The following is a 19,165-nucleotide window of genomic DNA, read 5'->3' as shown; positions in this document are numbered from 1 at the left end:
GAAGACAGCTCAGTCTTCGACTTGACCCAGTTCGCGTTGAGCACGCCGGTCACCGGCACGCGCCGCCAGGCGCAACAGGTCGTGGCCGATGCGGCGGTCGCGGGCGTTGCCGCATTCACGGCACATCAATTGCCCCAGGCGGCTTTGTGCGGCGACCACGCCTTCACGGGCCGGCTGCTTGAGCAAGCGCCCAGCGAAGTGCTTGATGTTGGTGCTCTGCCCCAGGCGCGGGCTATCGAGCAGCCACAAAGCGACCTTCAAGGAGAAGCGCTTGGGTGCGGTAACAGTTTGAGGGGTATCGGTAACAGTGGGTGATACTGAGCGAAACTTCATAAAGCACTGTGGGACAGAACGGAGGGCGCGCCACTCTACTCTTTTTTTCGTACAGGTAAAGCTGAAAAAAACCTGCCGGCCCGTTCTAGAGCAAGCGCTTGGGACAATCCACAGAAGCTGTGGATAACTCAGTGGACAACCTCTCTTTAACTCTCCCAAAGGCCCATGGAATGGGGGCCGCAGTCAAACTGACGATTTTTTCACCAATAAAAAAAAGCGAGATTTTTCATTGACTTAAATTTCCAATACAGGCTAACGAAGCCCCTTGCGGACGGTTGACAAACCGGTTACATACTCCGCAACTAATGTGCACAAGTCCCCTTCCAATGGTTATATCAAGGGAGCTTTTTGGTCCCACACCGCCTGAAAATGTTACCGACAAGGCAGAGCCAGGGACTTTTCAAATCCGTCCCGCCTCGCCACACTGCCCACCGACAACGCAACCGTGAAAGCATCCATGAAAGGCATTCTGTTATTCGCCGTGCTGTTGCTGGCGGTATGCGCGACCTCTTTGGGAATCAACGCAGTATTGCCTTCACCCGACGGCGCACTGTTTGCCGGCGCCATCCTGCTATCGGCCGCCTTTACCGCGACCAGCCTGTGCATCGAACTGGGCGAAGGCAGGATCAGTGACATGCGCGACGTGATGAAGGTGATCGAAGCCGGCCAGTCCCTACGCCTGACAATCGCGGCTTACGGCCTGGGCTGCGCGCTGGCCGCATCCCTGACCGTACTGGTCTATCGTGGCCTGCTCGGTGCCTGATTGAAGTTTTTCAGCTAGCACACTTCCCTTCCTTGTTTCAATCCGTTACTATCCACGGCGTTAGTACCAAGCTGAAAGTCAATTCTGGTCGAACAAGTCCCCTGAAAAGCACGGGATCGACCACCTCGATGGTTTCCAGGTATCACTTGCGACGACACTGCCTTTGAACAAGCAAAGGGTGCCGCCAAGTTTCAATACTCTGACCGAACCAACCTGCAAATTGATCAGGATCTTCACCCCGGGCCCAGAACCTTTGCCCTTGTTGTGTCGCCTGCCCTCCTAAGTACCTACCTGCCAGCCCAAGCGCGCCAAACTTATCAGCGCTTCAACTGGCTGCTTTGTTCCAGTCGGGTTCTTCGCTTGATCAATGGTGATCAGCGTTACTGGAACGTTTTAACGTTGCACGGTTCTTATCCGTGTCATTTGTAGGAACACCAATAATATGAACGCTCAAATCCACACTCAGGATGCCATTCGCACCCTCACTAACGCTTTTGCCCCAATGAACTGCCTGATCATGGCTGCTCGCAAAGGCTGCTTCAGCTTCACTCTGGTCAACGAACACGGCATCGCGCGTCACAGCGAACGCCTGTACCCCGATCAATACTCCAGCGCGGAACCGCTGCAGGCTGTGATCGATCGCACCCGTCAGGCATTGACTGCCTGATCGACCCAGGTCGCTGAAATACAAAAACCCTGTCTGACGGCAGGGTTTTTTATTGCCTGAAATTCGGTAGTTGAGCTTTTGTACTAAGTTCAAATAGATATAAACGTTATAACTAAATGAAGGAAATATTTTAAAAACAGTCCTTTACATCGCAAATATGACACTACACTTCAAGTCAAGCGGCATGATCCGCTTCCGACGGGCCTGAGATCCAATTCACCGCTGCCAAGCCCTCCTGTCTCAGGCCTCGTCATCCACTTTCATGGATTGAGGCTTGTATGGGTATCGCCGCCAGCGAATTGTGTCGTTATGTGATCCGGCCGACGTTGATGTACCTCGGCCGCCATGATCCGACAGCCGAATCCCTGCTGCTGGGCATCGCCGCCAGCCAATCGGAACTGGGTTCCGCCCTGCATGATCGGCGCGGCCATGGCCTGTACAGCATCACCGAACCTCGGCACCGCGCCCTCTGGGACGACTACCTGGCACTCGACCCCGAACGTGCCAGCCTCGTGCGTGGGCTGGCCAGCCAACATGCATTCCTGAGCGCCCCGCAGCTGGAGCTGACGGTGAACTTGCGCTACGCCACGGCAATCGCCTGGTTACTGGTGGAACAACACAGCCCAGCCCTACCCCCGCCAGGTGATGTATTGGCGATGGCGCGTATCTGGAAAGAAATATTTCACCCTCAAGGCCGGCTGCGGGATTTCACCCGTGCGTGGCAAACCTGTGTTTCACCCATGAATCAGGTGACTTGTTGATCAGGCGTTTTGCAAGATTCGGCTAAAAACGGCGAATCTGGTCGGATTGTCCTACAAAACCGCTCTATCTCCTGATTTACGGCCTATAGCGCTAACTCAAATTTATTGCTACTTTCCGCAGCGGTGATCACCACGGAGTTCTAATAATGAAAAAAGTAATGCTCAAGACCACACTTAGCCTCGCCGTTACCATGGCATCTTCCCAACTGTTCGCAAGCGGCTTTGCCTTGAACGAGCAAAGCATCAGTGGGATGGGCACAGGTTTTGCGGGGCGCTCCTCATCTGCCGATGATGCAAGTACTGTCGCCGGCAACCCTGCTGGCATGTCGCGCTTGAAGCGCGATCAAATCACTGCCGGTGTCGCAGCGATCGACGCCAAAACCGATATCAAAAATACCAGCGGTGGCCCACCTGGCGGCACCAGCGACGGCGATATGGTTCCATTTACCAAAGTCCCGATGCTGTTTGCCGTGAAAAAAGCGACCGATGATCTGGCCTTCGGCTTGGGTGTATACGCTCCCTTCGGCCTGATCACCAACTACGAAAACACCTCTGCCAGCCGCTATTACGGCAAGAAGAGTGATGTGAAGGTCGTCACCATCCAGCCCACTGTCAGCTACGCCTTCAACGAGTACGTGTCGGTAGGTGTTGGCCCAACCTTCAACAAGATCAGCGGCAATCTGACCTCGGCCACCCCTTTTGCTCCAACCTTCGGCCGCAATGACGGACTGGTCGACATCAAGGGTGATGACACTGCGTGGGGTTATAAGGTAGGCATATTGGTGACGCCATGGGCGAGCACGAACATCGGCCTGACCTATACTTCCAAAGTTTCTTATAACCTCACAGGCCACACCGATATTTCCGGCGTAGGGTTCGGTCCTTTCAACGGTGGCCGCTTTGATGCATCGTTGAACATCACCACGCCAGAATCGTACGACCTTTCGGTCACACATAAGCTGGATGACCAGTGGACCTTGTATGCTGGTACCACATGGACTCGGTGGAGCCGCCTAAAAGAAATCACCGTCAACAACCAGGGTGTTTCGCCAGCCCTCGGAGGAGCGGCCGGTCCAATTGGTCGAATCAACGAGCCACAAAACTGGCATGACACCTGGGCTTCGGCCATTGGCGCTTCGTTCCAGATCAACAAACAGTGGGTCCTGCGTACCGGCTTCTCGGTTGACCAATCGCCGACCAACAATACTGACCGCTCGGTGCGCATCCCAACTGGCGACCGTAAGGCCGTCAGTTTCGGTGCGGGCTTCAGCCCTAACGAAGATTGGACTATCGACGCAGCTCTTTCCTACTTGTGGGAAGAAGAAGTCAACGTCAACCGTACCGGTAAAGGCAACGCCTATAACTCCGAGTATAAAAACAGCGCTTGGGGTTACGGCTTGGGTGCAACCTACAAGTTCTGATTCACTGCGAGCTCACAGGCTCGCCAGTTGAATACAAAAAAGCCCCGCTCTCCCGTAAAGGAGGCGGGGCTTTTTCGTGGCCGAAGATCAGGGTTTGGACGCCAGCGCCTGCTCAACCGCCTTGATCAGATCCGGGTTGTCCGGCTTGGTCAAACTGGAAAAATTGCCGATTACCTTGCCTTGTCGGTCGACTACGTACTTATAGAAATTCCACTTCGGCGCGCTGCTCTGTTGCGCCAGGATCTTGAACAGGTGCACCGCATCCGGGCCTTTGACTGTTTGCGGTTCGGTCATGGTAAAGGTCACGCCGTAGTTCACGTAGCAGACATTGGCGGTCTCTTCGCCGGTCTTGGCTTCCTGCTTGAAGTCGTCGGAAGGCACGCCAATCACTTCCAGCCCTTGGCCCTTATAGCGTTGGTACAAGGCTTCGAGCCCTTTGAATTGCGGGGCGAACCCGCAGAAGCTGGCGGTATTGACGATCACCAGGGGTTTACCAGCAAAGCGCTGGCACAAATCGATGGACTCCTTGGCCCGCAACTTGGGCAATTGCCCCTCAAGCAGCGCCGGGCAATCGGCAGCCATGGTCACACTGCCAACAGCCATCAGGACGGGTATAGCGAGCCAGCGCATCAACATGTCGAAGGTCCTTGTTCAGACTTAACAGATCGCCATGCCTAACTGCATCAACGCCAAGCCGCCGTTCTGCCAGCCCCACCAGGCCAGCAACAGCAGGAATACACCTGCCGCCACTGCCAAACACCGCGCCGTTACACTCATGCTGTCCCCATTTGTGCTTCCAGCCGCGCCACCGGCCGTTCACGGACCGGCCAGTTCAGGGCCGCAGCGAGCAGGCTCAACAGGATAGCCACCTGCCAGATCAAATCGTAGTTGCCCGTCCGATCATAGACCACGCCGCCCAACCAGCCACCGAGGAACGAACCGAGCTGATGGAACAGGAACACAATCCCGCCGAGCATCGACAGATTTCGCACACCAAATAGCGTCGCTACCGTGCCATTGGTCAGCGGCACGGTCGACAACCACAGGAAGCCCATGGCCATGCCAAACAGGTAAGCCGTGACCTGAGTCACCGGCGCCCACAGGAACAGCACGATGACCACCGCACGCAGCAAATACAACCCAGTGAGCAAGCGCGGCTTGGACATGCGCCCACCGAGCCAACCGGCGGTGTAGGTGCCAAACACGTTGAACAGGCCAATCAGCGCCAGCACCGTGGTGCCTACGGTCGCCGGCAAGTGCTGATCCACCAGATAGGCCGGCAGGTGCACGCCGATAAAGACCACCTGGAACCCACAGACAAAGAAGCCGAAGGCCAGCAGCCAGAAGCCGGAATGGGAGCAGGCTTCACTCAAGGCTTCGCGCATCGTTTGCTGGCCGGCCAGGGTGGGCAGCGGTTTGTCCTTGAGCATCGCGACCAGCGGCAGGATCAACGCCACCATCATGCCCAGCGTCAGCAAGGCGGCCGACCAGCCCAGCCAGCCGATCAAACCCAAGGTGCCCGGCACCATGGCGAATTGGCCAAAGGAACCTGCGGCGCTCGCAATGCCCATGGCCATACTGCGTTTTTCCGGTGGCACGGCGCGTCCCACCACCCCCAGAATCACCGAGAACGAAGTGCCCGACAGCCCGATACCGATCAACAACCCCGCACTCAGGGACAACGACCACGCCGAATCGGACATGCCCATCAGTACCAGGCCGACGGCGTATAACACGCCACCGACAAACACCGCCTTCGTCGCGCCAAAACGGTCGGCCAAGGCCCCGGTAAAGGGTTGCGCAATGCCCCAGATCAGGTTTTGCAGGGCGATAGCGAAGGCGAACGTCTCACGCCCCCAGCCGAATTCGGTGCTCATCGGCCCCAGGAACAGGCCGAAGCCATGCCGTACGCCCAGGGACAACGCCAGGATCAGCGCACTCCCCAACAAAACCCAGCCACTAGTGCGCCACATCGTGGTCATTTCTTATTCTCCGCTCGCGGGTATATACCCGCTTGTATTCGAACAAACTCGCTTTCAAGCGAGTTCGTCCAGCAAGGCCAACAAGGTTTCGCGTTTTTGCGCACCCAGTCGATCGATCAGTTTCTGCTGCGCCGCCTCCCAGGCCGGCAAGGCGGCGGCCAGTCGTTCCTCACCCGCCGCAGTCAGCAGCACCAGGCGGTTGCGCAGGTCATCGCCCTCGACCAACTGCACCAGCCCTTCCCCTTCCAGCACTCGGAGATTGCGCCCCAAGGTGCTGCGATCCAGCCCCATGGCCTCGGCCAGGCTGGAAATACTCGGCTGGTCGAGACGTTGCAGGTTACACAGCAGAGAATACTGGGCGACGTTGATCCCGAAGCCGTCGAGAGCGCCGTCGTAATGCCTGCTGACGCCACGGGCGGCACGTCGCAGGTTGGTGCATAAACACTGGGAGGCAAGCATAGAGCGTGTATATACCCGGGATTAAGAAAATGCAAGAAAGTGTTACAGCACCAGCGCGATCAGAACGGTCATTTCCAGTAGCTCCAGCAGCGCCCCGGCGGTGTCGCCAGTGGTGCCGCCCAGCCGGTTGACCATCAATTGGCGCAAGCCGAAAAAGCTCAGCGCAGCGATTAAAACGGCTACGCCGCCGCTGAAGCCGCCGATCAGCAGGCAGGCCAAGCCACTCAGGATAAGTACTTGCTGGCCGACGATCCGCGGTAAATGATCCGCCAGCGCCTGCCCCAGACCGCCGGCACGCACATAACGCGTGGTCAGGAACAACGCCAGCATCGAAGCCCGCCCGATCAACGGCGCGAGAATCAGCGCCACGCCATTGCGCTGCTCAATCAAGGCCACCAAGGCGGTGAACTTGAGCATCAGCACCAGACCCAGCGTCACCACGGCAATCGGGCCGCTGCGTGGATCTTTCATGATGGCCAGCGTGCGCTCGCGGTCGCCGAAGCCACCGAGCCAGGCATCTGCGCTGTCGGCCAGGCCGTCCAGATGCAAGCCGCCACTGAGCAACACCCAGGCCGTCAGCAAAAGCGCGGCGTGCAATAACAGCGGCGCGCCCATCAGCGCGATATTCAGGCCCCACAACAGCAACCCGAACAGTAAGCCCACCAATGGATAAAACAGCAGCGAACGCCCCAGCTCCTGAGGCTGCGGCATGCCTGGCAAACGAATCGGCAGGCTGCTCAGAAATTGCAAAGCGATCCAGAACGGCAGCATCGTCAGGCTCCTTCCGTCAACACGCCATCGGCCGCCACGTGCAGGCTGAACAATCCAGCGTGGCCGACTTCGACGTTCAGCAACTGTTCCCGAGGCAAACCGCGCGCCTGCGCCAGCAGCAGGCGCATCACACCACCATGGCTGATCAGCAATACGCGCTCGCCGGCATACGCCTGATGCAAGCGTGAGACGGCGCCGAGCACCCGCTTGGAAAAGTCGCTGACCGGCTCGCCCTCAGGCGGCGTGAAGCGGTACGGGTCGGCCCAGAACAGGCCCAGCCCTTCGGCATCGGTTTGCATCAGCGCCGCCGCGCTCTGCCCTTCCCAGGCGCCGAAGTGCAACTCTTGCAGATCCTTTTCCAGACTCACCGGCAGATTGAGGCGTGCGCCCAGCTCCTGAGCGAACAGCGCGCAACGCTGCAGCGGTGAGCTGATCAACCGATCCCACGGCCCCCGCTCCACCACGGCGCAGCGCATCTGCTCCCAGCCCTTGGCGGTCAGCGCGTCGTCCAGGCTACCGCGCAGGCCACCGCCCAACTCGGTTTCGCCGTGGCGCAGCAGGTCCAGGTACAAGGTCATGCCGGGCGGTCTGCCACAGCCGCTTCGGCGAAGGTCGCCATCTGCCCATGCAGCGCGCAAGCCAGTCGCAACAACGGCACCGCCAGCGCCGCGCCGCTGCCTTCGCCCAAGCGCAGACCCAGCGCCAGCAACGGTTGTGCCGCGAGGCTTTGCAGCACCGGCCGATGGCCCGGCTCCGCCCCCCCATGGCCGAACACCAGCCACTCCCGGCACGCCGGGTTCAGGCGCGTGGCGACCAATGCGGCAACCGTGCAGATAAACCCATCCACCAGCACCGCCACGCCCTCCTGGGCACAGGCCAGATAGGCACCGACCAACGCTGCAATTTCAAACCCGCCGAGGTTGAACAGGGTCTGCAATGAATCGTCACGCTGATCGGCATGCAATGCGAGTGCACGCTCGATGACGGCGACTTTATGGCTGACCCCCTGGGCATTCAGACCGGTGCCCGGGCCTGTCAGGTCACTCACCCGGCAATCGAGCAAGGCACACGCCAAAGCGCTGGCGGCGGTGGTATTGCCGATGCCCATTTCGCCGCCGATAAACAATTGTGCACCGCCTTCCAAGGCACGCCGGGCGCTGTCACGACCCGCTTGCAGGGCCAGGCGCCCTTGCGCTTGAGTCATCGCCGGGCCGCTGACGAAATTGGCCGTGCCCGCACCAATGTTCAGGTGGCGCACGCCGGGCAAATTCAGCGAGGGCGTCACGGTGCCGAGGTCGATCACTTCCAGCTGCGCATCCAACTGCCGCGCCAGCACGCTGATTGCCGCGCCGCCGGTGACGAAGTTATGCAACATCTGCCCGGTCACTGCCTGCGGGAACGCCGACACGCCTTCGGCTACCACGCCATGGTCACCGGCGAAGATCGCGATCCACACGTGATCCACCGAGGGTTTGAGCTGGCCTTGCAGGCCGGCCAACTGCACCGCCACAGCCTCCAATTGGCCGAGGGAACCGGCCGGCTTGGTCAATTGCTGCTGGCGTGCCAGCGCTTGTTCATGCGCAGAGGCATCGACGGCCTTGCAGGGGTTGAGCCACCAGGTGTCAGTCATAACGCAGTACCTTTCAACGTCAGGGGCAAGCCGGCAACCGTCAGGACAACGCGCTGACACCGCTCGGCCAAGGCTTGATGCAGCCAACCGGCTTCATCCACATAGCGGCGAGTCAATTCGCCCAGCGGCACGACACCCAGACCGGTCTCGTTGCTGACAAAAATGATTTCCCCCGGCAGAGACGCCAGGGTTTCCAGCAACTGTTCGCGCTCATGCACCAGGCGCTCGGCATCTTCGAGCATCAACAGGTTGGTGAGCCACAGCGTCAGGCAATCCACCAACAGGCAGCGCCCGGGCGCGGCGTTTTCGCGCAACACCCGCGCCAGTTCGACAGGCTCCTCGATCAAACCCCAGTGCACGGGCCGCCGCTGGCGATGCTGGGCGACGCGCTCGCTCATTTCACCATCCAGCGGCTGGCTGGTGGCGATATAGATGACGGACAATCGGCTGTCGGTGGCGAGCTTTTCAGCAAGGCGGCTTTTGCCGGAACGGGCACCGCCGATAATCAGTTGGTGCATGCTGCCACTCCACATAAAGTGCGCAATAAATCGGTATCCAGGTGCTGCTCCACCAGATCCGCCAGACGCTCGATATCGCGCTCGCGCAGGGCGTGGTAATCCACGGCTTGCACGTCGACCAGACCGGCCCAGCGCAGCAAGGCACTGCACGCGGCGGGCGTCTCGAACAGGCCATGCAGATAGGTGCCGAGAATCTGCCCGTCCGCACTCTGGGCACCGTCATGACGACCATCGTCCAGCAACACGGCCGCTTTCGACAGCGCATCGCCGGACGTCACCCCCGCATGAATTTCATAACCACTGACCTCGACATCTTCCAGCAACAAGCGCCCACGCACGTTGCGCAATTGCTTCTCGGCTGCCAGCGTCGTGCTGAACGCCAACAGCCCCAAGCCCTCGCTGGACCCGGACGGCCCTTCCAGCCCGAGCGGGTCATGCACCTGCTCGCCGAGCATCTGCAGACCGCCGCAAATCCCCAACACCTTGCCGCCGTAGCGCAGATGCCGGGCCACGGCAGTGTCCCAGCCATTGGCGCGCAGATACGCCAGGTCGCTACGCACGCTTTTGGAGCCCGGCAGGATGATCAGGTCGGCCGCCGGGATCGGCTGGCCCGGCCCGACAAATTGCAAGTCCACCTGAGGGTGCAGGCGCAGGGGGTCGAAATCCGTATGGTTGCTGATGCGCGGCAATACCGGCACCACCACCTTGAGCACTTGGGCCGCCTTGTCGATCTGGCGCGAATCAATGCCATCCTCGGCTTCCAGGTGCAGGTCCATCACGTAGGGCAGCACGCCCACGACCGGCTTGCCGGTGCGCGCTTCCAGCCAATCCAGCCCGGGCTGCAACAACGCGATGTCGCCGCGAAAACGGTTGATGACAAAACCCTTGACCCGGGCCTGCTCGGTGGGCGACAGCAGTTCCAGGGTGCCGACCAGATGGGCGAACACACCGCCGCGGTTGATGTCGGCGATCAACAGCACCGGGCAATCCACAGCTTCGGCAAAGCCCATGTTGGCGATGTCATTCGCCCGCAGGTTGATCTCCGCCGGGGAGCCGGCGCCTTCCACCATCACCACCGGGTAGGCGGCGCTCAACCGTGCGTGAGAGGCCAGCACCGCTTGCATCGCGATGGCTTTGTAGTCGTGATAGGCCACTGCATTCATGCTGGTCACGGCGCGACCCTGGATGATCACTTGGGAGCCGGTGTCGCTATTGGGTTTGAGCAGCACCGGGTTCATGTCCGTGTGCGGTGCCAGGTGGGCGGCCTGGGCCTGCACTGCCTGGGCACGACCGATCTCGCCGCCTTCGGCCGTCACCGCGCTGTTGAGCGCCATGTTCTGTGGTTTGAAGGGTGCCACCGCCACGCCCTGGCGTACCAGCCAGCGGCATAGCGCGGTCACCAGCGTACTTTTCCCGGCATCGGAGGTGGTGCCTTGCACCATCAGCGTACTCATGCGGCTTCCTTGTAGGCCGTCAGGGCAGCATCGAGTCGCAGCCAATCCGCCTCGGTGTCAGGCAGGCCGAAACGCAGGCTGCTGTCGTGGACAAACAGGCGCAACAAGATACCGCGATGAGCCATGAACGCATGCAGGCGTTCGGCGTGCGGTGTGATCAACCACTGGAACAACGCGCAGCCGCCGTGCGGCTGAAAACCATGACGCTCAAGCAGCTCATACAAACGTCGGCCGGCGTCGATGCACCGTTGACGCTGACGCGCGTGCCCGGCGCTGTCACGCAGGCACACCTGGCCCAGCACGCGTGTCGGCCCGCTGACCGTCCAGGGGCCAAGTTGCTCGGCCAACAACTTGAGCAACTTGCGTTCGGCCAGTACGAAGCCCAGGCGCACACCGGCCAGGCCAAAGAACTTGCCGAACGAGCGCAACACAATCAGGCCAACCTGATCGGCCTGCCCCGCCAGGCTCAGTTGCGGGGTAACGTCCATGAACGCTTCGTCCACCACTAGCCAACCGCCGCGCTGGGCCAGGCGTGAATGCCAGTCCAGCAGGCGTTGCGGGGCCAGGCTCAGGCCGGTGGGATTGTTCGGATTGACCACCACCAACACGTCGAGGGCATCCAGGAAAAAGTCGACTTCCTGCTCCTGCACCTCGCGCACCACATACCCGGCGCGGCGCCAGGCTTCGGCGTGCTCGGCATAACACGGCGACAGCACGCCGACCTTACCGGTACGACGCAGGCGCGGCAGCAATTGGATTGCCGCCTGGGAACCCGCCACCGGCAGGACATGCGTGGTGCCGTAGTACTCACTGGCCGCCGCTTCCAGGCCATCATCGGTTTCCGGCAACCGCGCCCAGGCCCGCAACGGGATCTCCGGGATCGGCCACGGCCAGGGCGCCAGGCCACTGGACAGGTCGAGCCAATCGGCTTCGGCAATTCCGTACTGAATCGCTGCCTTACGCAGCCGACCACCGTGCTCAAGCATAGAATTGCGCCCCCGCGCAGAGAATCAGCAGCCATAACCATACGCCGCGCTGCACCAGTTGCCAGGCACGCTCGATGGAATCGGCATCGGCCGCCGGGCCTTCGCCCAACGGTGGACGCTGGTGCAACTCGCCGTGATAAATCGCCGCGCCGCCCAACTCGACACCCAATGCCCCCGCACCGGCCGCCATCACGGGCCCCGCATTGGGGCTGTCCCAGGTTCGGCCCTGGGTGCGCCAGCATTTCAGCGCCAGGCGGGTCTTGCCCAGCACGGCGTAAGTCAACGCCACCAGGCGTGCAGGAATATAGTTGAGTACATCATCGATCTTGGCGGCCGCCCAGCCGAAGCGCTCGAAGCGTTCGTTGCGATAGCCCCACATGGCATCCAGGGTATTGCTCAAACGGTAGAGCACCACGCCCGGCACACCGGCCACCACGAACCAGAACAACGCGGCGAACACCGCGTCACTGCCGTTTTCCAGCACCGACTCGGTGGCGGCGCGGGCGACTGCGGTGGAGTCCAGCTCACTGGTCTGACGGCTCACTAGGTAACTCACACGTGTACGCGCCTGTTCCAGGTCATCACTGCGCAACGCCTGGGCCACCGGCATCACATGCTCGCCAAGGCTGCGCATGCCCAGTGCACAGTACAACGCGAGAATCTCCAGCACCCAACCCATGTAGGGCGCCCAGGACAACGCCGTGGCCAGCACGGTCAGCGGCACCACTGCGAGACACCACGCGGTCACGCCATGGCTGCGCCAGCCACGGCCACCGGTATTGAAGCGCTGCTCGATGCGCCCGGCGAAATTGCCGAACGCCACCAGCGGATGCCAACGCCTGGGCTCGCCCAGCAACGCATCCAGCGCCACCGCGGCGACACACAGCAAGGCCACACTCATTGACTCACTCCCCACACATTTTCATACAGCATGTCACTCAGCGGCCGTGGTTCGGTCCAGCCTTCGAGCTGCAACATCGGCGCCGGGTAGAACTCGGTCACCGGCCCCAGGCACAGCACCGCCAAGGGTTTCGCACCGGGCGGCAGGCCCAGCAGTTCGGCCAGGGCTCGGGGCTCGAACAGCGAGACCCAACCCATGCCCAAACCTTCGACGCGGGCCGCCAGCCACAGGTTCTGGATCGCGCAGGACAGCGACGCCATGTCCATTTCCGGCAAGGTGCGCCGCCCGAAAATATGCCGCTCGCGGTCATCCATCAACGCTGCCACCAAGACTTCGGCGCAGTCGTGGATGCCTTCGACCTTGAGCTTCATGAATTCGTCGGAGCGCTCACCGAGGGCCTCGGCGGTGCGCACGCGTTCGTCCTCCACCAGTTGTTGAATCTGCCCACGCAGGGAGCGGTCGCTGATGCGGATAAACCGCCAAGGTTGCATCAGCCCGACACTGGGCGCCTGGTGCGCGGCCTGGAGCAAGCGGTGCAACAACTCAGGGGCGACCGTGCCGCCGCTGAAGTGACGCATGTCGCGACGTTCGGCGATAACGCGGTAGACCGCGTCGCGATCGGCCTGGGGGAAAGCGTTGTCACTCATGGTGTGGTTGCGACCTCGACATCGGGCGCAAACAGCGCGGCAACGGCTTGGGGGTTGGACGGAAAGTAGAAGTGTACGTACGAAGCGGTCATCCGCCCCTGACGATAAACCGCTTCGGCGCCGCGCCCACCATTGGGGCTCAAGCCTCGGGCAATCGGCTGCCACTGGGTGCTGGTCAGGGAATGGTGATAGGTGTGGCCGCGCAGCACCCCCTCCGGCAAGTCGACACTTTGCAGGGCCAGGGCGGCGAGTTTCTTTTGCATCACTGCGTCACCCTGCAGCAGGCCGACCAGTTCGGCGCGGGTGCCCTCAACGTCCGTGAGCGAGTCCAGCAGGTAGAGCATCCCGCCGCATTCGGCGAGCAAAGGCTTGCCGGCAGCGTGGTGGGCGCGGATGGCGTCGAGCATCGGTGTGTTGTCCGACAGCGCGCGGTGGTGCAGCTCCGGGTAACCGCCGGGCAAGTAGAGGCTGTCGACGTCAGGCAATTCACGATCGTGAATCGGCGAAAAGAAGCGTAGCTCGGCGCCCATCGCCCGCAGCACGTCAAGGCTGGCGCCATAGGTGAAGGCGAACGCTTCGTCGCGCGCCACGGCAATACGTACGCCGGCGAGCAGCGGTTCGGCCTCGATCAGCTCCGGGGCGGCAAAGCTCACCGGCGGCGGCAGAGCCACCTCGCAGCTGCTGCCCAGGGCCTGGGCGGCAGCATCCAGGCGTACATCCAGGTCATTCAATTCGCTGGCTTGCACCAGCCCCAGGTGACGGCTGGGCAACTCGATCCCGGTTTCCCGGGAGAGTGCGCCGTACCAGCGCAGGCCCTCAGTGAGACTTCCTTCAAGCAGTTGCGCATGGCGCAGGGTTCCCACGCGGTTGGCCAGCACGCCGGCGAACGGCAAGTCCGGCTGGTAACGCGCTAGGCCCAAGGCCAGGGCACCAAAGGTCTGAGCCATGGCGGTGCCGTCGATCACGCCCAGGACAGGCACGCCGAAGTGACGGGCCAGGTCGGCGCTGGACGGGGTGCCGTCGAACAGGCCCATCACGCCTTCGATCAGGATCAGGTCGGCCTCCCCCGCAGCTTCCCACAGTAGACGACGACTTTCCTGCTCGCCGACCATCCACATGTCCAACTGATAGACCGGCGCACCGCTGGCACGCTCGTGGATCATCGGGTCGAGAAAGTCCGGCCCGCACTTGAACACGCGTACCTTGCGCCCCAGGTTGCGGTGCAAACGGGCGAGCGCGGCGGTGACGGTGGTTTTGCCCTGGCCGGACGCCGGTGCGGCAATCAACACGGCTGGGCAATGACGGGGCTGGTTCAAAGTTCGACGCCCTTCTGTGCCTTGATACCGGCCTGGAACGCGTGCTTGAGCATGCCCATTTCGGTGACGGTGTCGCCCATTTCGATCAGTTCAGGCTTGGCACCGCGCCCCGTCACGACCACGTGCTGCATCGGCGGGCGGGCTTGCAGGTCGCTCAGTACCTGATCCAGGTCGAGGTAGCCGTGCTTGAGGGCAATGTTCAACTCATCCAGCACCACCAGGCCAATGCTCGGGTCTTGCAGCATTGCGCGGGAAACCGCCCAGGCAGCCTCGGCAGCGGCGATGTCGCGCTGACGGTCCTGGGTTTCCCAGGTAAAGCCTTCGCCCATCACATGAAAACGCACTTGTTCGGGGAAGCGGCGGAAGAACAATTCCTCACCAGTGCTGTTACGCCCCTTGATGAACTGCACCACACCGCATTGCATGCCGTGGCCCATGGCGCGAGCGAGCATGCCGAACGCCGAACTGCTTTTGCCTTTGCCGTTGCCGGTCAGCACCAGCAGCAATCCGCATTCGTTGGGGGAGTTGGCAATCCGCTCATCGATGACGGCTTTTTTGCGCAACATGCGCGCCAGGTGGCGTTCATCGCGGTCAGGGGAATCAGTCATGGCAGCTCTCCGTTGGGGCTGAACAAAAACGGCGGGCAGAAAAAAGACCAAACAGACAGCCAAGCATCGCCCACCGTGATGCTGTTGGATGTTTCAGGCCGGTCTCCGGGCTCATGAGTGGCGCTCTACAAAAGAGCAAGCCGACGTTGCGCCTTCCCATATCGCGGGGCGATACAGTGGCAAAAGGCAGCGTCTTGACTCATTTACCGTTGCGGGGGCAGCGCCGGGATCGCGGCAGCACTGTGTACAAGCGCGCTCACTCACCGGCTTCCCTGTTTCACCCTGTCGACCCCTAGGTCACAGAGCACCTGAAACAAGCCGCGAAGGTTAGTGGGTTGGGGGTGGAGCGTCAATTAAAGCTGGCCGGACAAGCCAAAGCGGCAAGCGGGCATTGCACCCGCTTGTTGCAGCGTTGGGCGGTGTTTATGGATTACGAGCCAGGTTTGCCGGCAGCACGCGCTTGGCACTCAAGTAAGCATTTTGCCAATACGCTTTGGCCAACGTATCCAGCTTCACTGTACCGCCAGTCTGTGGGGCGTGTACAAAACGCCCCTCACCCACGTAGATACCGGCATGGCTGACCTGCGAACCGCCGCCCGTGGCGAAAAACAGCAAGTCACCGGTTTGCAGGTTTTCCTCACTGACATTCTGCGCACGCATCACGATCAATTCGCGGGTGGTACGCGGCAACGAGATGCCCGCCGCATCACGGTAGACAAAACCGATCAGGCCACTGCAATCAAACCCGGAATCCGGCGTATTGCCACCCCAACGATAAGGCGTGCCGACCAGGCCCAGCGCACGGAAGAGCACGTCTTCGGCAGCTGGCGAGAAACTCTGCGTGGAGTAATTGAACACCGGCTTGGGCTTGACGGCCACTGGAGCGGGTGGTGGGCGGCTTGCGCAGGCGCTGAGGAGCGCGGCACAAACAAGCAGAATGAGGCGGGCTGAGGTCGACATGGGCAGAACAATCCTGGTCTGGATGCGGCTTTTCGCTGCCGAACGCTGAAAACCAGAACGCGCAAGCAAAGCTTGCGCGAACGGATTCCAACAATATCCAGGGATTCTAGCGCTTACACGTCAAACTTCAAGTATCACTTTAACTTTACTTGCTAGCGGTAACCGTAGTCGGGGCCATCGCGAGTGCGCGCTTGGCTTCGATGAAGGTTTTGCTCCAGTAGCTGTCACCCAGGCTGTCGACGCGAACACCACCGCTGCGACGGCTGCTGGAGTGAATAAACTGGTTATCGCCCAAGTAGATACCGGCGTGGCTGACACGACCACGACCCGCTGTGCTAAAGAAAAGCAGATCACCCGGCTTGAGGTTGTTGCGTGCGACCAACGGTGCATTCACGTTGATCATTTCGCGCGTCGAGCGTGGCAGGTTCATGCCGGCTTCTTCACGAAACAGATAGCCGATGAAGCCGCTGCAATCGAAACCGGCTTCAGAGGTACCACCGAAACGGTAACGGGTACCGATCAGGGACATGCCGCGTTCAAGAATGCTGTCGGCCAGAACTGGGAGCTGGTAAGGCTTGTTGCCGGCGAAGTCGGCCAGTTCCTTTTCGGTTGCCACTTCTTCTTCATAGACAGTCGAAGACTGGGAAGCAACGAATTTTGCCTGGGACTGCTGTTGGGTTTTGTGCTGCTCAGCCACTTGTTGAGGGTGGGAGGCGCAACCAAACAACAGGGTAACAAGTGCGAGGGGCACGAGGGGTGCGAAGCGATTTAGCATGGGCACGACCGTGGCTGATGTGTAAAGAAGTCGAGACTATGCCTTCTATCACATCGATTTGCAAATTCAATCGTGCTCTATGTGACTTCTTGTTTTGACCATGACATCTAAGCCCTTAACACCCCATACCTGCCTTTTGCGCGGCCAAAGTGGCCAAGACGCAGGTTTTCTGGCGCCTGAAATATGCCGAAAGCACCGAAATGACTGGGCTGGCTACCAGCCAAGGGTTTCTTTGAGGAAGGGGATGGTCAGCTTGCGCTGGGCTTGCAAAGAGGCTTGATCGAGCTGTTCGAGCAAATCGAACAACGCGCTCATGCTGCGGGTGCCACGAGTGAGGATGAAGTGCCCGACTTCGTCGGTGAGGTGCAGGCCGCGACGGGATGCACGCAGTTGCAAGGCCCGCAGCTTGTCTTCGTCGGACAAGGGGCGCATCTGGAAAATCAGCGCCAGGGTCAGGCGTGATTTAAGGTCGGCCAGCTTGACCGGCAATTCACGCGGCGATGTAGAGGCGGCAATCAACAAGCGCCGACCACTGTCGCGCAAGCGGTTGAACAGGTGAAACAACGCCTCTTCCCAGTCCGCCTTGCCGGCGATCGCTTGCAGATCATCCAGACACACCAGCTCGTACTGCTCAAGATGGTCGAAGATCCCGATACCACGGTCCATCAACTCAGCCAACGGCAGGTACACCGCCGGCTCCCCCATCTGCTCGAAACGCAGGCACGCGGCCTGCAACAGGTGAGTACGCCCCACGCCGTGCTTGCCCCACAGATAGATCAGGCTTTCAGTCCACCCGGCGTCGGCTTCGCAGAGCCGCTCGACATAGCCGAGTGCAGCGGCATTGGCGCCTGGGTAGTAGTTGATAAAGGTGGCGTCATCACGCAGACGCACCCCTAGGGGCAGCTGAATCGGTTTCATGCTGACTGAACGGCTCCAAACGAACCGTGAGTGGCCTCTGTGTAAAGTTTGCAAAGTTTATACCCGTGACGCCAGGCGCACAATGCAGCAGACAACAAGCAAAATCAAAGGTTTGCGTCAGCCTGGGGCTGTTTGCGCAAATTGTTTGACACCCTGCCTCCCAGAAATGACAAACCCGGCCAAGGCCGGGTTTGTCATGTAGAGGTTACAGCTCAGGATCTTCGACCCCCGTGTACACATCGGAATCCTTGTATAGATCGTGCACATGACGCACCAGCACCATGATCACCGCCGCCACCGGCAGCGCCAGCAGGATGCCGGTGAAGCCGAACAGCTCACCGCCCGCCAGGATCGCGAAGATCACCGCCACCGGATGCAGGCCGATCCGGTCGCCTACCAGCAATGGCGTCAACACCATGCCTTCCAACGCCTGACCCACCATGAACACCGCGACAATCCCCAGCATCGGGTACAAGTCACCGCCAAACTGGAACAGCCCTGCCACCAGCGCCGAACCAATCCCGATCACAAACCCCATGTACGGCACGATAGCCGCCAACCCGGCGATCAAGCCGATCAACAGGCCGAGCTCCAGACCAATCGCCATCAAACCTGCCGCGTAGATGATTCCGAGCGCGAGCATCACCAACAACTGACCGCGCACGAACGCGCCAAGCACCTCATGGCACTCGTTCGCCAGGGATACAATGCGTTCCTCACGATCACGCGGCAGCAGGCTGCGGATCTTGGCCATCATGATGTCCCAGTCGCGCAGCAAGTAAAACGCCACCACCGGGATCAGCACCAGGTTGGTCAGCCAACCAATCAGAGCAAGGCTGGAGGCCGTGGCCTGGCTGAGCACCGCACCGACAATATCGGTGGTCTGCCCCATATGCTCACTGATTGCCGCCTTGACCTTGTCGAACTTCCAGAAGCCATCCGCCAGCCCCAACTTGGCCTGGGCCCACGGCATCGCCGTGTGCTGCAACCAGTCGAGCATTTGCGGCGCCAGTTCATACAAGCGAAACAACTGCTTGGCCAGCATCGGCACCAGCACCAGCACCAGTGTGGTGATGATCAAGGTAAACAGGACAAACACCGTCACCACACCCCAAGTGCGTGACATGCCGACTTTCTCCAGGCGATCCACCACGGGATCGAACAGGTAAGCGAGCAGCAACGCGACCAGGAACGGCGTCAGGATCGAATGCAGCAGGAATACAAAAACGCATAGCAGGACAATCCCGCCAAGCCACACCCAACGACGCGTATCCGCCATACACCACTCCATCTGT

The 19,165-nt window shown here is 60.7% G+C and carries 22 protein-coding genes and 1 riboswitch; of the genes, 4 read left to right on the top strand and 18 right to left on the bottom strand.

Translation table 11 applies throughout. The features are described from left to right. Nucleotides 1-9: 9 nt before the first annotated feature. On the bottom strand, nt 10-333 hold the full coding sequence (locus ACQRBV_RS15965; RefSeq protein ID WP_060756072.1) for a hypothetical protein: 324 nt from the start codon (nt 331-333) through the stop codon (nt 10-12). A gap of 457 nt (nt 334-790) precedes the next feature. On the opposite strand from ACQRBV_RS15965, the gene ACQRBV_RS15960 reads away from it, so the two are divergent. From ACQRBV_RS15960 to ACQRBV_RS15945, 4 genes are all read left to right on the top strand, one after another. Further along, nucleotides 791-1,096, top strand: a complete 306-nt coding sequence (locus ACQRBV_RS15960; protein ID WP_104994444.1) for a hypothetical protein — start codon at nt 791-793, stop codon at nt 1,094-1,096. A gap of 442 nt (nt 1,097-1,538) precedes the next feature. Beyond that, nucleotides 1,539-1,763 (top strand): hypothetical protein, encoded by a 225-nt coding sequence (locus tag ACQRBV_RS15955; protein ID WP_003193022.1) that lies wholly within the window; start codon nt 1,539-1,541, stop codon nt 1,761-1,763. Nucleotides 1,764-2,041: 278 nt separating this feature from the next. After that, complete coding sequence (locus tag ACQRBV_RS15950) at nt 2,042-2,524, top strand: hypothetical protein (protein ID WP_060756075.1); 483 nt, start codon at nt 2,042-2,044, stop codon at nt 2,522-2,524. Between the two features lie 146 nt (nt 2,525-2,670). Further along, nucleotides 2,671-3,945 (top strand): OmpP1/FadL family transporter, encoded by a 1,275-nt coding sequence (locus tag ACQRBV_RS15945; protein WP_411985158.1) that lies wholly within the window; start codon nt 2,671-2,673, stop codon nt 3,943-3,945. An 87-nt stretch (nt 3,946-4,032) separates the two neighbouring features. On the opposite strand, the gene ACQRBV_RS15940 is transcribed toward ACQRBV_RS15945, so the two are convergent. The 17 genes from ACQRBV_RS15940 to ACQRBV_RS15860 form a co-directional block, all read right to left on the bottom strand. Continuing rightward, nucleotides 4,033-4,581 (bottom strand): glutathione peroxidase, encoded by a 549-nt coding sequence (locus tag ACQRBV_RS15940; protein WP_411985159.1) that lies wholly within the window; start codon nt 4,579-4,581, stop codon nt 4,033-4,035. Nucleotides 4,582-4,718: 137 nt separating this feature from the next. Continuing rightward, nucleotides 4,719-5,927, bottom strand: coding sequence for an MFS transporter (locus ACQRBV_RS15935; protein ID WP_060756078.1), 1,209 nt, complete (start codon nt 5,925-5,927; stop codon nt 4,719-4,721). 54 nt (nt 5,928-5,981) lie between these two features. Next, on the bottom strand, nt 5,982-6,386 hold the full coding sequence (locus ACQRBV_RS15930) for a MarR family winged helix-turn-helix transcriptional regulator (protein WP_060756079.1): 405 nt from the start codon (nt 6,384-6,386) through the stop codon (nt 5,982-5,984). Between the two features lie 42 nt (nt 6,387-6,428). Beyond that, complete coding sequence (locus ACQRBV_RS15925) at nt 6,429-7,157, bottom strand: adenosylcobinamide-GDP ribazoletransferase (RefSeq protein ID WP_411985160.1); 729 nt, start codon at nt 7,155-7,157, stop codon at nt 6,429-6,431. Nucleotides 7,158-7,159: 2 nt separating this feature from the next. Next, nucleotides 7,160-7,735 carry an alpha-ribazole phosphatase family protein gene (cobC, locus tag ACQRBV_RS15920; RefSeq protein ID WP_244385347.1) on the bottom strand — a complete coding sequence of 192 codons (576 nt, stop codon included), beginning with the start codon at nt 7,733-7,735 and terminating at the stop codon, nt 7,160-7,162. Next, nucleotides 7,732-8,787, bottom strand: coding sequence for a nicotinate-nucleotide--dimethylbenzimidazole phosphoribosyltransferase (gene cobT, locus ACQRBV_RS15915; RefSeq protein WP_411985161.1), 1,056 nt, complete (start codon nt 8,785-8,787; stop codon nt 7,732-7,734). The genes cobC and cobT overlap by 4 nt, the downstream gene beginning before the upstream one ends. After that, on the bottom strand, nt 8,784-9,305 hold the full coding sequence (gene cobU / locus ACQRBV_RS15910; RefSeq protein WP_411985162.1) for a bifunctional adenosylcobinamide kinase/adenosylcobinamide-phosphate guanylyltransferase: 522 nt from the start codon (nt 9,303-9,305) through the stop codon (nt 8,784-8,786). The genes cobT and cobU overlap by 4 nt, the downstream gene beginning before the upstream one ends. Continuing rightward, the gene (locus tag ACQRBV_RS15905; protein WP_411985163.1) at nt 9,293-10,759 is read right to left on the bottom strand and encodes a cobyric acid synthase; all 1,467 of its coding nucleotides are present in this window, start codon (nt 10,757-10,759) and stop codon (nt 9,293-9,295) included. Before ACQRBV_RS15905 ends, cobU begins: the two co-directional genes overlap by 13 nt. Beyond that, complete coding sequence (gene cobD / locus ACQRBV_RS15900) at nt 10,756-11,745, bottom strand: threonine-phosphate decarboxylase CobD (protein ID WP_104994453.1); 990 nt, start codon at nt 11,743-11,745, stop codon at nt 10,756-10,758. Before cobD ends, ACQRBV_RS15905 begins: the two co-directional genes overlap by 4 nt. Next, the gene (gene cbiB, locus ACQRBV_RS15895) at nt 11,738-12,646 is read right to left on the bottom strand and encodes an adenosylcobinamide-phosphate synthase CbiB (protein ID WP_411985164.1); all 909 of its coding nucleotides are present in this window, start codon (nt 12,644-12,646) and stop codon (nt 11,738-11,740) included. The genes cobD and cbiB overlap by 8 nt, the downstream gene beginning before the upstream one ends. Further along, nucleotides 12,643-13,293, bottom strand: coding sequence for a 5,6-dimethylbenzimidazole synthase (gene bluB / locus ACQRBV_RS15890; RefSeq protein WP_411985165.1), 651 nt, complete (start codon nt 13,291-13,293; stop codon nt 12,643-12,645). The genes cbiB and bluB overlap by 4 nt, the downstream gene beginning before the upstream one ends. Continuing rightward, entirely contained in the window at nt 13,290-14,609 is a 1,320-nt protein-coding gene (locus ACQRBV_RS15885) for a cobyrinate a,c-diamide synthase (protein WP_060756088.1), read from the bottom strand. Before ACQRBV_RS15885 ends, bluB begins: the two co-directional genes overlap by 4 nt. Then, complete coding sequence (gene cobO / locus ACQRBV_RS15880) at nt 14,606-15,217, bottom strand: cob(I)yrinic acid a,c-diamide adenosyltransferase (protein ID WP_060756089.1); 612 nt, start codon at nt 15,215-15,217, stop codon at nt 14,606-14,608. Before cobO ends, ACQRBV_RS15885 begins: the two co-directional genes overlap by 4 nt. A gap of 79 nt (nt 15,218-15,296) precedes the next feature. Then, a riboswitch (cobalamin riboswitch) is annotated at nt 15,297-15,544 on the bottom strand. Between the two features lie 96 nt (nt 15,545-15,640). After that, a complete protein-coding gene (locus ACQRBV_RS15875) occupies nt 15,641-16,177 on the bottom strand; it encodes a C40 family peptidase (protein ID WP_060756090.1) in 537 nt (178 codons plus the stop codon). Nucleotides 16,178-16,322: 145 nt separating this feature from the next. After that, nucleotides 16,323-16,952, bottom strand: a complete 630-nt coding sequence (locus tag ACQRBV_RS15870; RefSeq protein ID WP_090369459.1) for a C40 family peptidase — start codon at nt 16,950-16,952, stop codon at nt 16,323-16,325. Between the two features lie 213 nt (nt 16,953-17,165). Continuing rightward, complete coding sequence (gene hda / locus ACQRBV_RS15865) at nt 17,166-17,870, bottom strand: DnaA regulatory inactivator Hda (RefSeq protein ID WP_017134884.1); 705 nt, start codon at nt 17,868-17,870, stop codon at nt 17,166-17,168. Nucleotides 17,871-18,075: 205 nt separating this feature from the next. Continuing rightward, the gene (locus ACQRBV_RS15860; RefSeq protein ID WP_060756092.1) at nt 18,076-19,149 is read right to left on the bottom strand and encodes an AI-2E family transporter; all 1,074 of its coding nucleotides are present in this window, start codon (nt 19,147-19,149) and stop codon (nt 18,076-18,078) included. Nucleotides 19,150-19,165: the final 16 nt, after the last annotated feature.

The organism is Pseudomonas sp. R11F (assembly GCF_050312575.1).
GTDB classification, from domain to species: Bacteria; Pseudomonadota; Gammaproteobacteria; order Pseudomonadales; family Pseudomonadaceae; genus Aquipseudomonas; species Aquipseudomonas palleroniana.
This window is presented reverse-complemented; position numbering and strand designations above follow the sequence as displayed.

Bases quoted from the DNA above. Each gene is read 5' to 3' on its own strand.
- cobC (WP_244385347.1), bottom strand. From the start codon at position 7,735: ATGACCTTGTACCTGGACCTGCTGCGCCACGGCGAAACCGAGTTGGGC.
- cobT (WP_411985161.1), bottom strand. From the start codon at position 8,787: ATGACTGACACCTGGTGGCTCAACCCCTGCAAGGCCGTCGATGCCTCT.
- ACQRBV_RS15905 (WP_411985163.1), bottom strand. From the start codon at position 10,759: ATGAGTACGCTGATGGTGCAAGGCACCACCTCCGATGCCGGGAAAAGT.
- bluB (WP_411985165.1), bottom strand. From the start codon at position 13,293: ATGAGTGACAACGCTTTCCCCCAGGCCGATCGCGACGCGGTCTACCGC.
- ACQRBV_RS15875 (WP_060756090.1), bottom strand. From the start codon at position 16,177: ATGTCGACCTCAGCCCGCCTCATTCTGCTTGTTTGTGCCGCGCTCCTC.
- ACQRBV_RS15870 (WP_090369459.1), bottom strand. From the start codon at position 16,952: ATGCTAAATCGCTTCGCACCCCTCGTGCCCCTCGCACTTGTTACCCTG.
- ACQRBV_RS15860 (WP_060756092.1), bottom strand. From the start codon at position 19,149: ATGGCGGATACGCGTCGTTGGGTGTGGCTTGGCGGGATTGTCCTGCTA.
- ACQRBV_RS15940 (WP_411985159.1), bottom strand. From the start codon at position 4,581: ATGTTGATGCGCTGGCTCGCTATACCCGTCCTGATGGCTGTTGGCAGT.
- ACQRBV_RS15925 (WP_411985160.1), bottom strand. From the start codon at position 7,157: ATGCTGCCGTTCTGGATCGCTTTGCAATTTCTGAGCAGCCTGCCGATT.
- ACQRBV_RS15945 (WP_411985158.1), top strand. From the start codon at position 2,671: ATGAAAAAAGTAATGCTCAAGACCACACTTAGCCTCGCCGTTACCATG.
- cobD (WP_104994453.1), bottom strand. From the start codon at position 11,745: ATGCTTGAGCACGGTGGTCGGCTGCGTAAGGCAGCGATTCAGTACGGA.
- ACQRBV_RS15930 (WP_060756079.1), bottom strand. From the start codon at position 6,386: ATGCTTGCCTCCCAGTGTTTATGCACCAACCTGCGACGTGCCGCCCGT.
- cbiB (WP_411985164.1), bottom strand. From the start codon at position 12,646: ATGAGTGTGGCCTTGCTGTGTGTCGCCGCGGTGGCGCTGGATGCGTTG.
- ACQRBV_RS15955 (WP_003193022.1), top strand. From the start codon at position 1,539: ATGAACGCTCAAATCCACACTCAGGATGCCATTCGCACCCTCACTAAC.
- ACQRBV_RS15960 (WP_104994444.1), top strand. From the start codon at position 791: ATGAAAGGCATTCTGTTATTCGCCGTGCTGTTGCTGGCGGTATGCGCG.
- cobO (WP_060756089.1), bottom strand. From the start codon at position 15,217: ATGACTGATTCCCCTGACCGCGATGAACGCCACCTGGCGCGCATGTTG.
- ACQRBV_RS15935 (WP_060756078.1), bottom strand. From the start codon at position 5,927: ATGACCACGATGTGGCGCACTAGTGGCTGGGTTTTGTTGGGGAGTGCG.
- hda (WP_017134884.1), bottom strand. From the start codon at position 17,870: ATGAAACCGATTCAGCTGCCCCTAGGGGTGCGTCTGCGTGATGACGCC.
- cobU (WP_411985162.1), bottom strand. From the start codon at position 9,305: ATGCACCAACTGATTATCGGCGGTGCCCGTTCCGGCAAAAGCCGCCTT.
- ACQRBV_RS15950 (WP_060756075.1), top strand. From the start codon at position 2,042: ATGGGTATCGCCGCCAGCGAATTGTGTCGTTATGTGATCCGGCCGACG.
- ACQRBV_RS15965 (WP_060756072.1), bottom strand. From the start codon at position 333: ATGAAGTTTCGCTCAGTATCACCCACTGTTACCGATACCCCTCAAACT.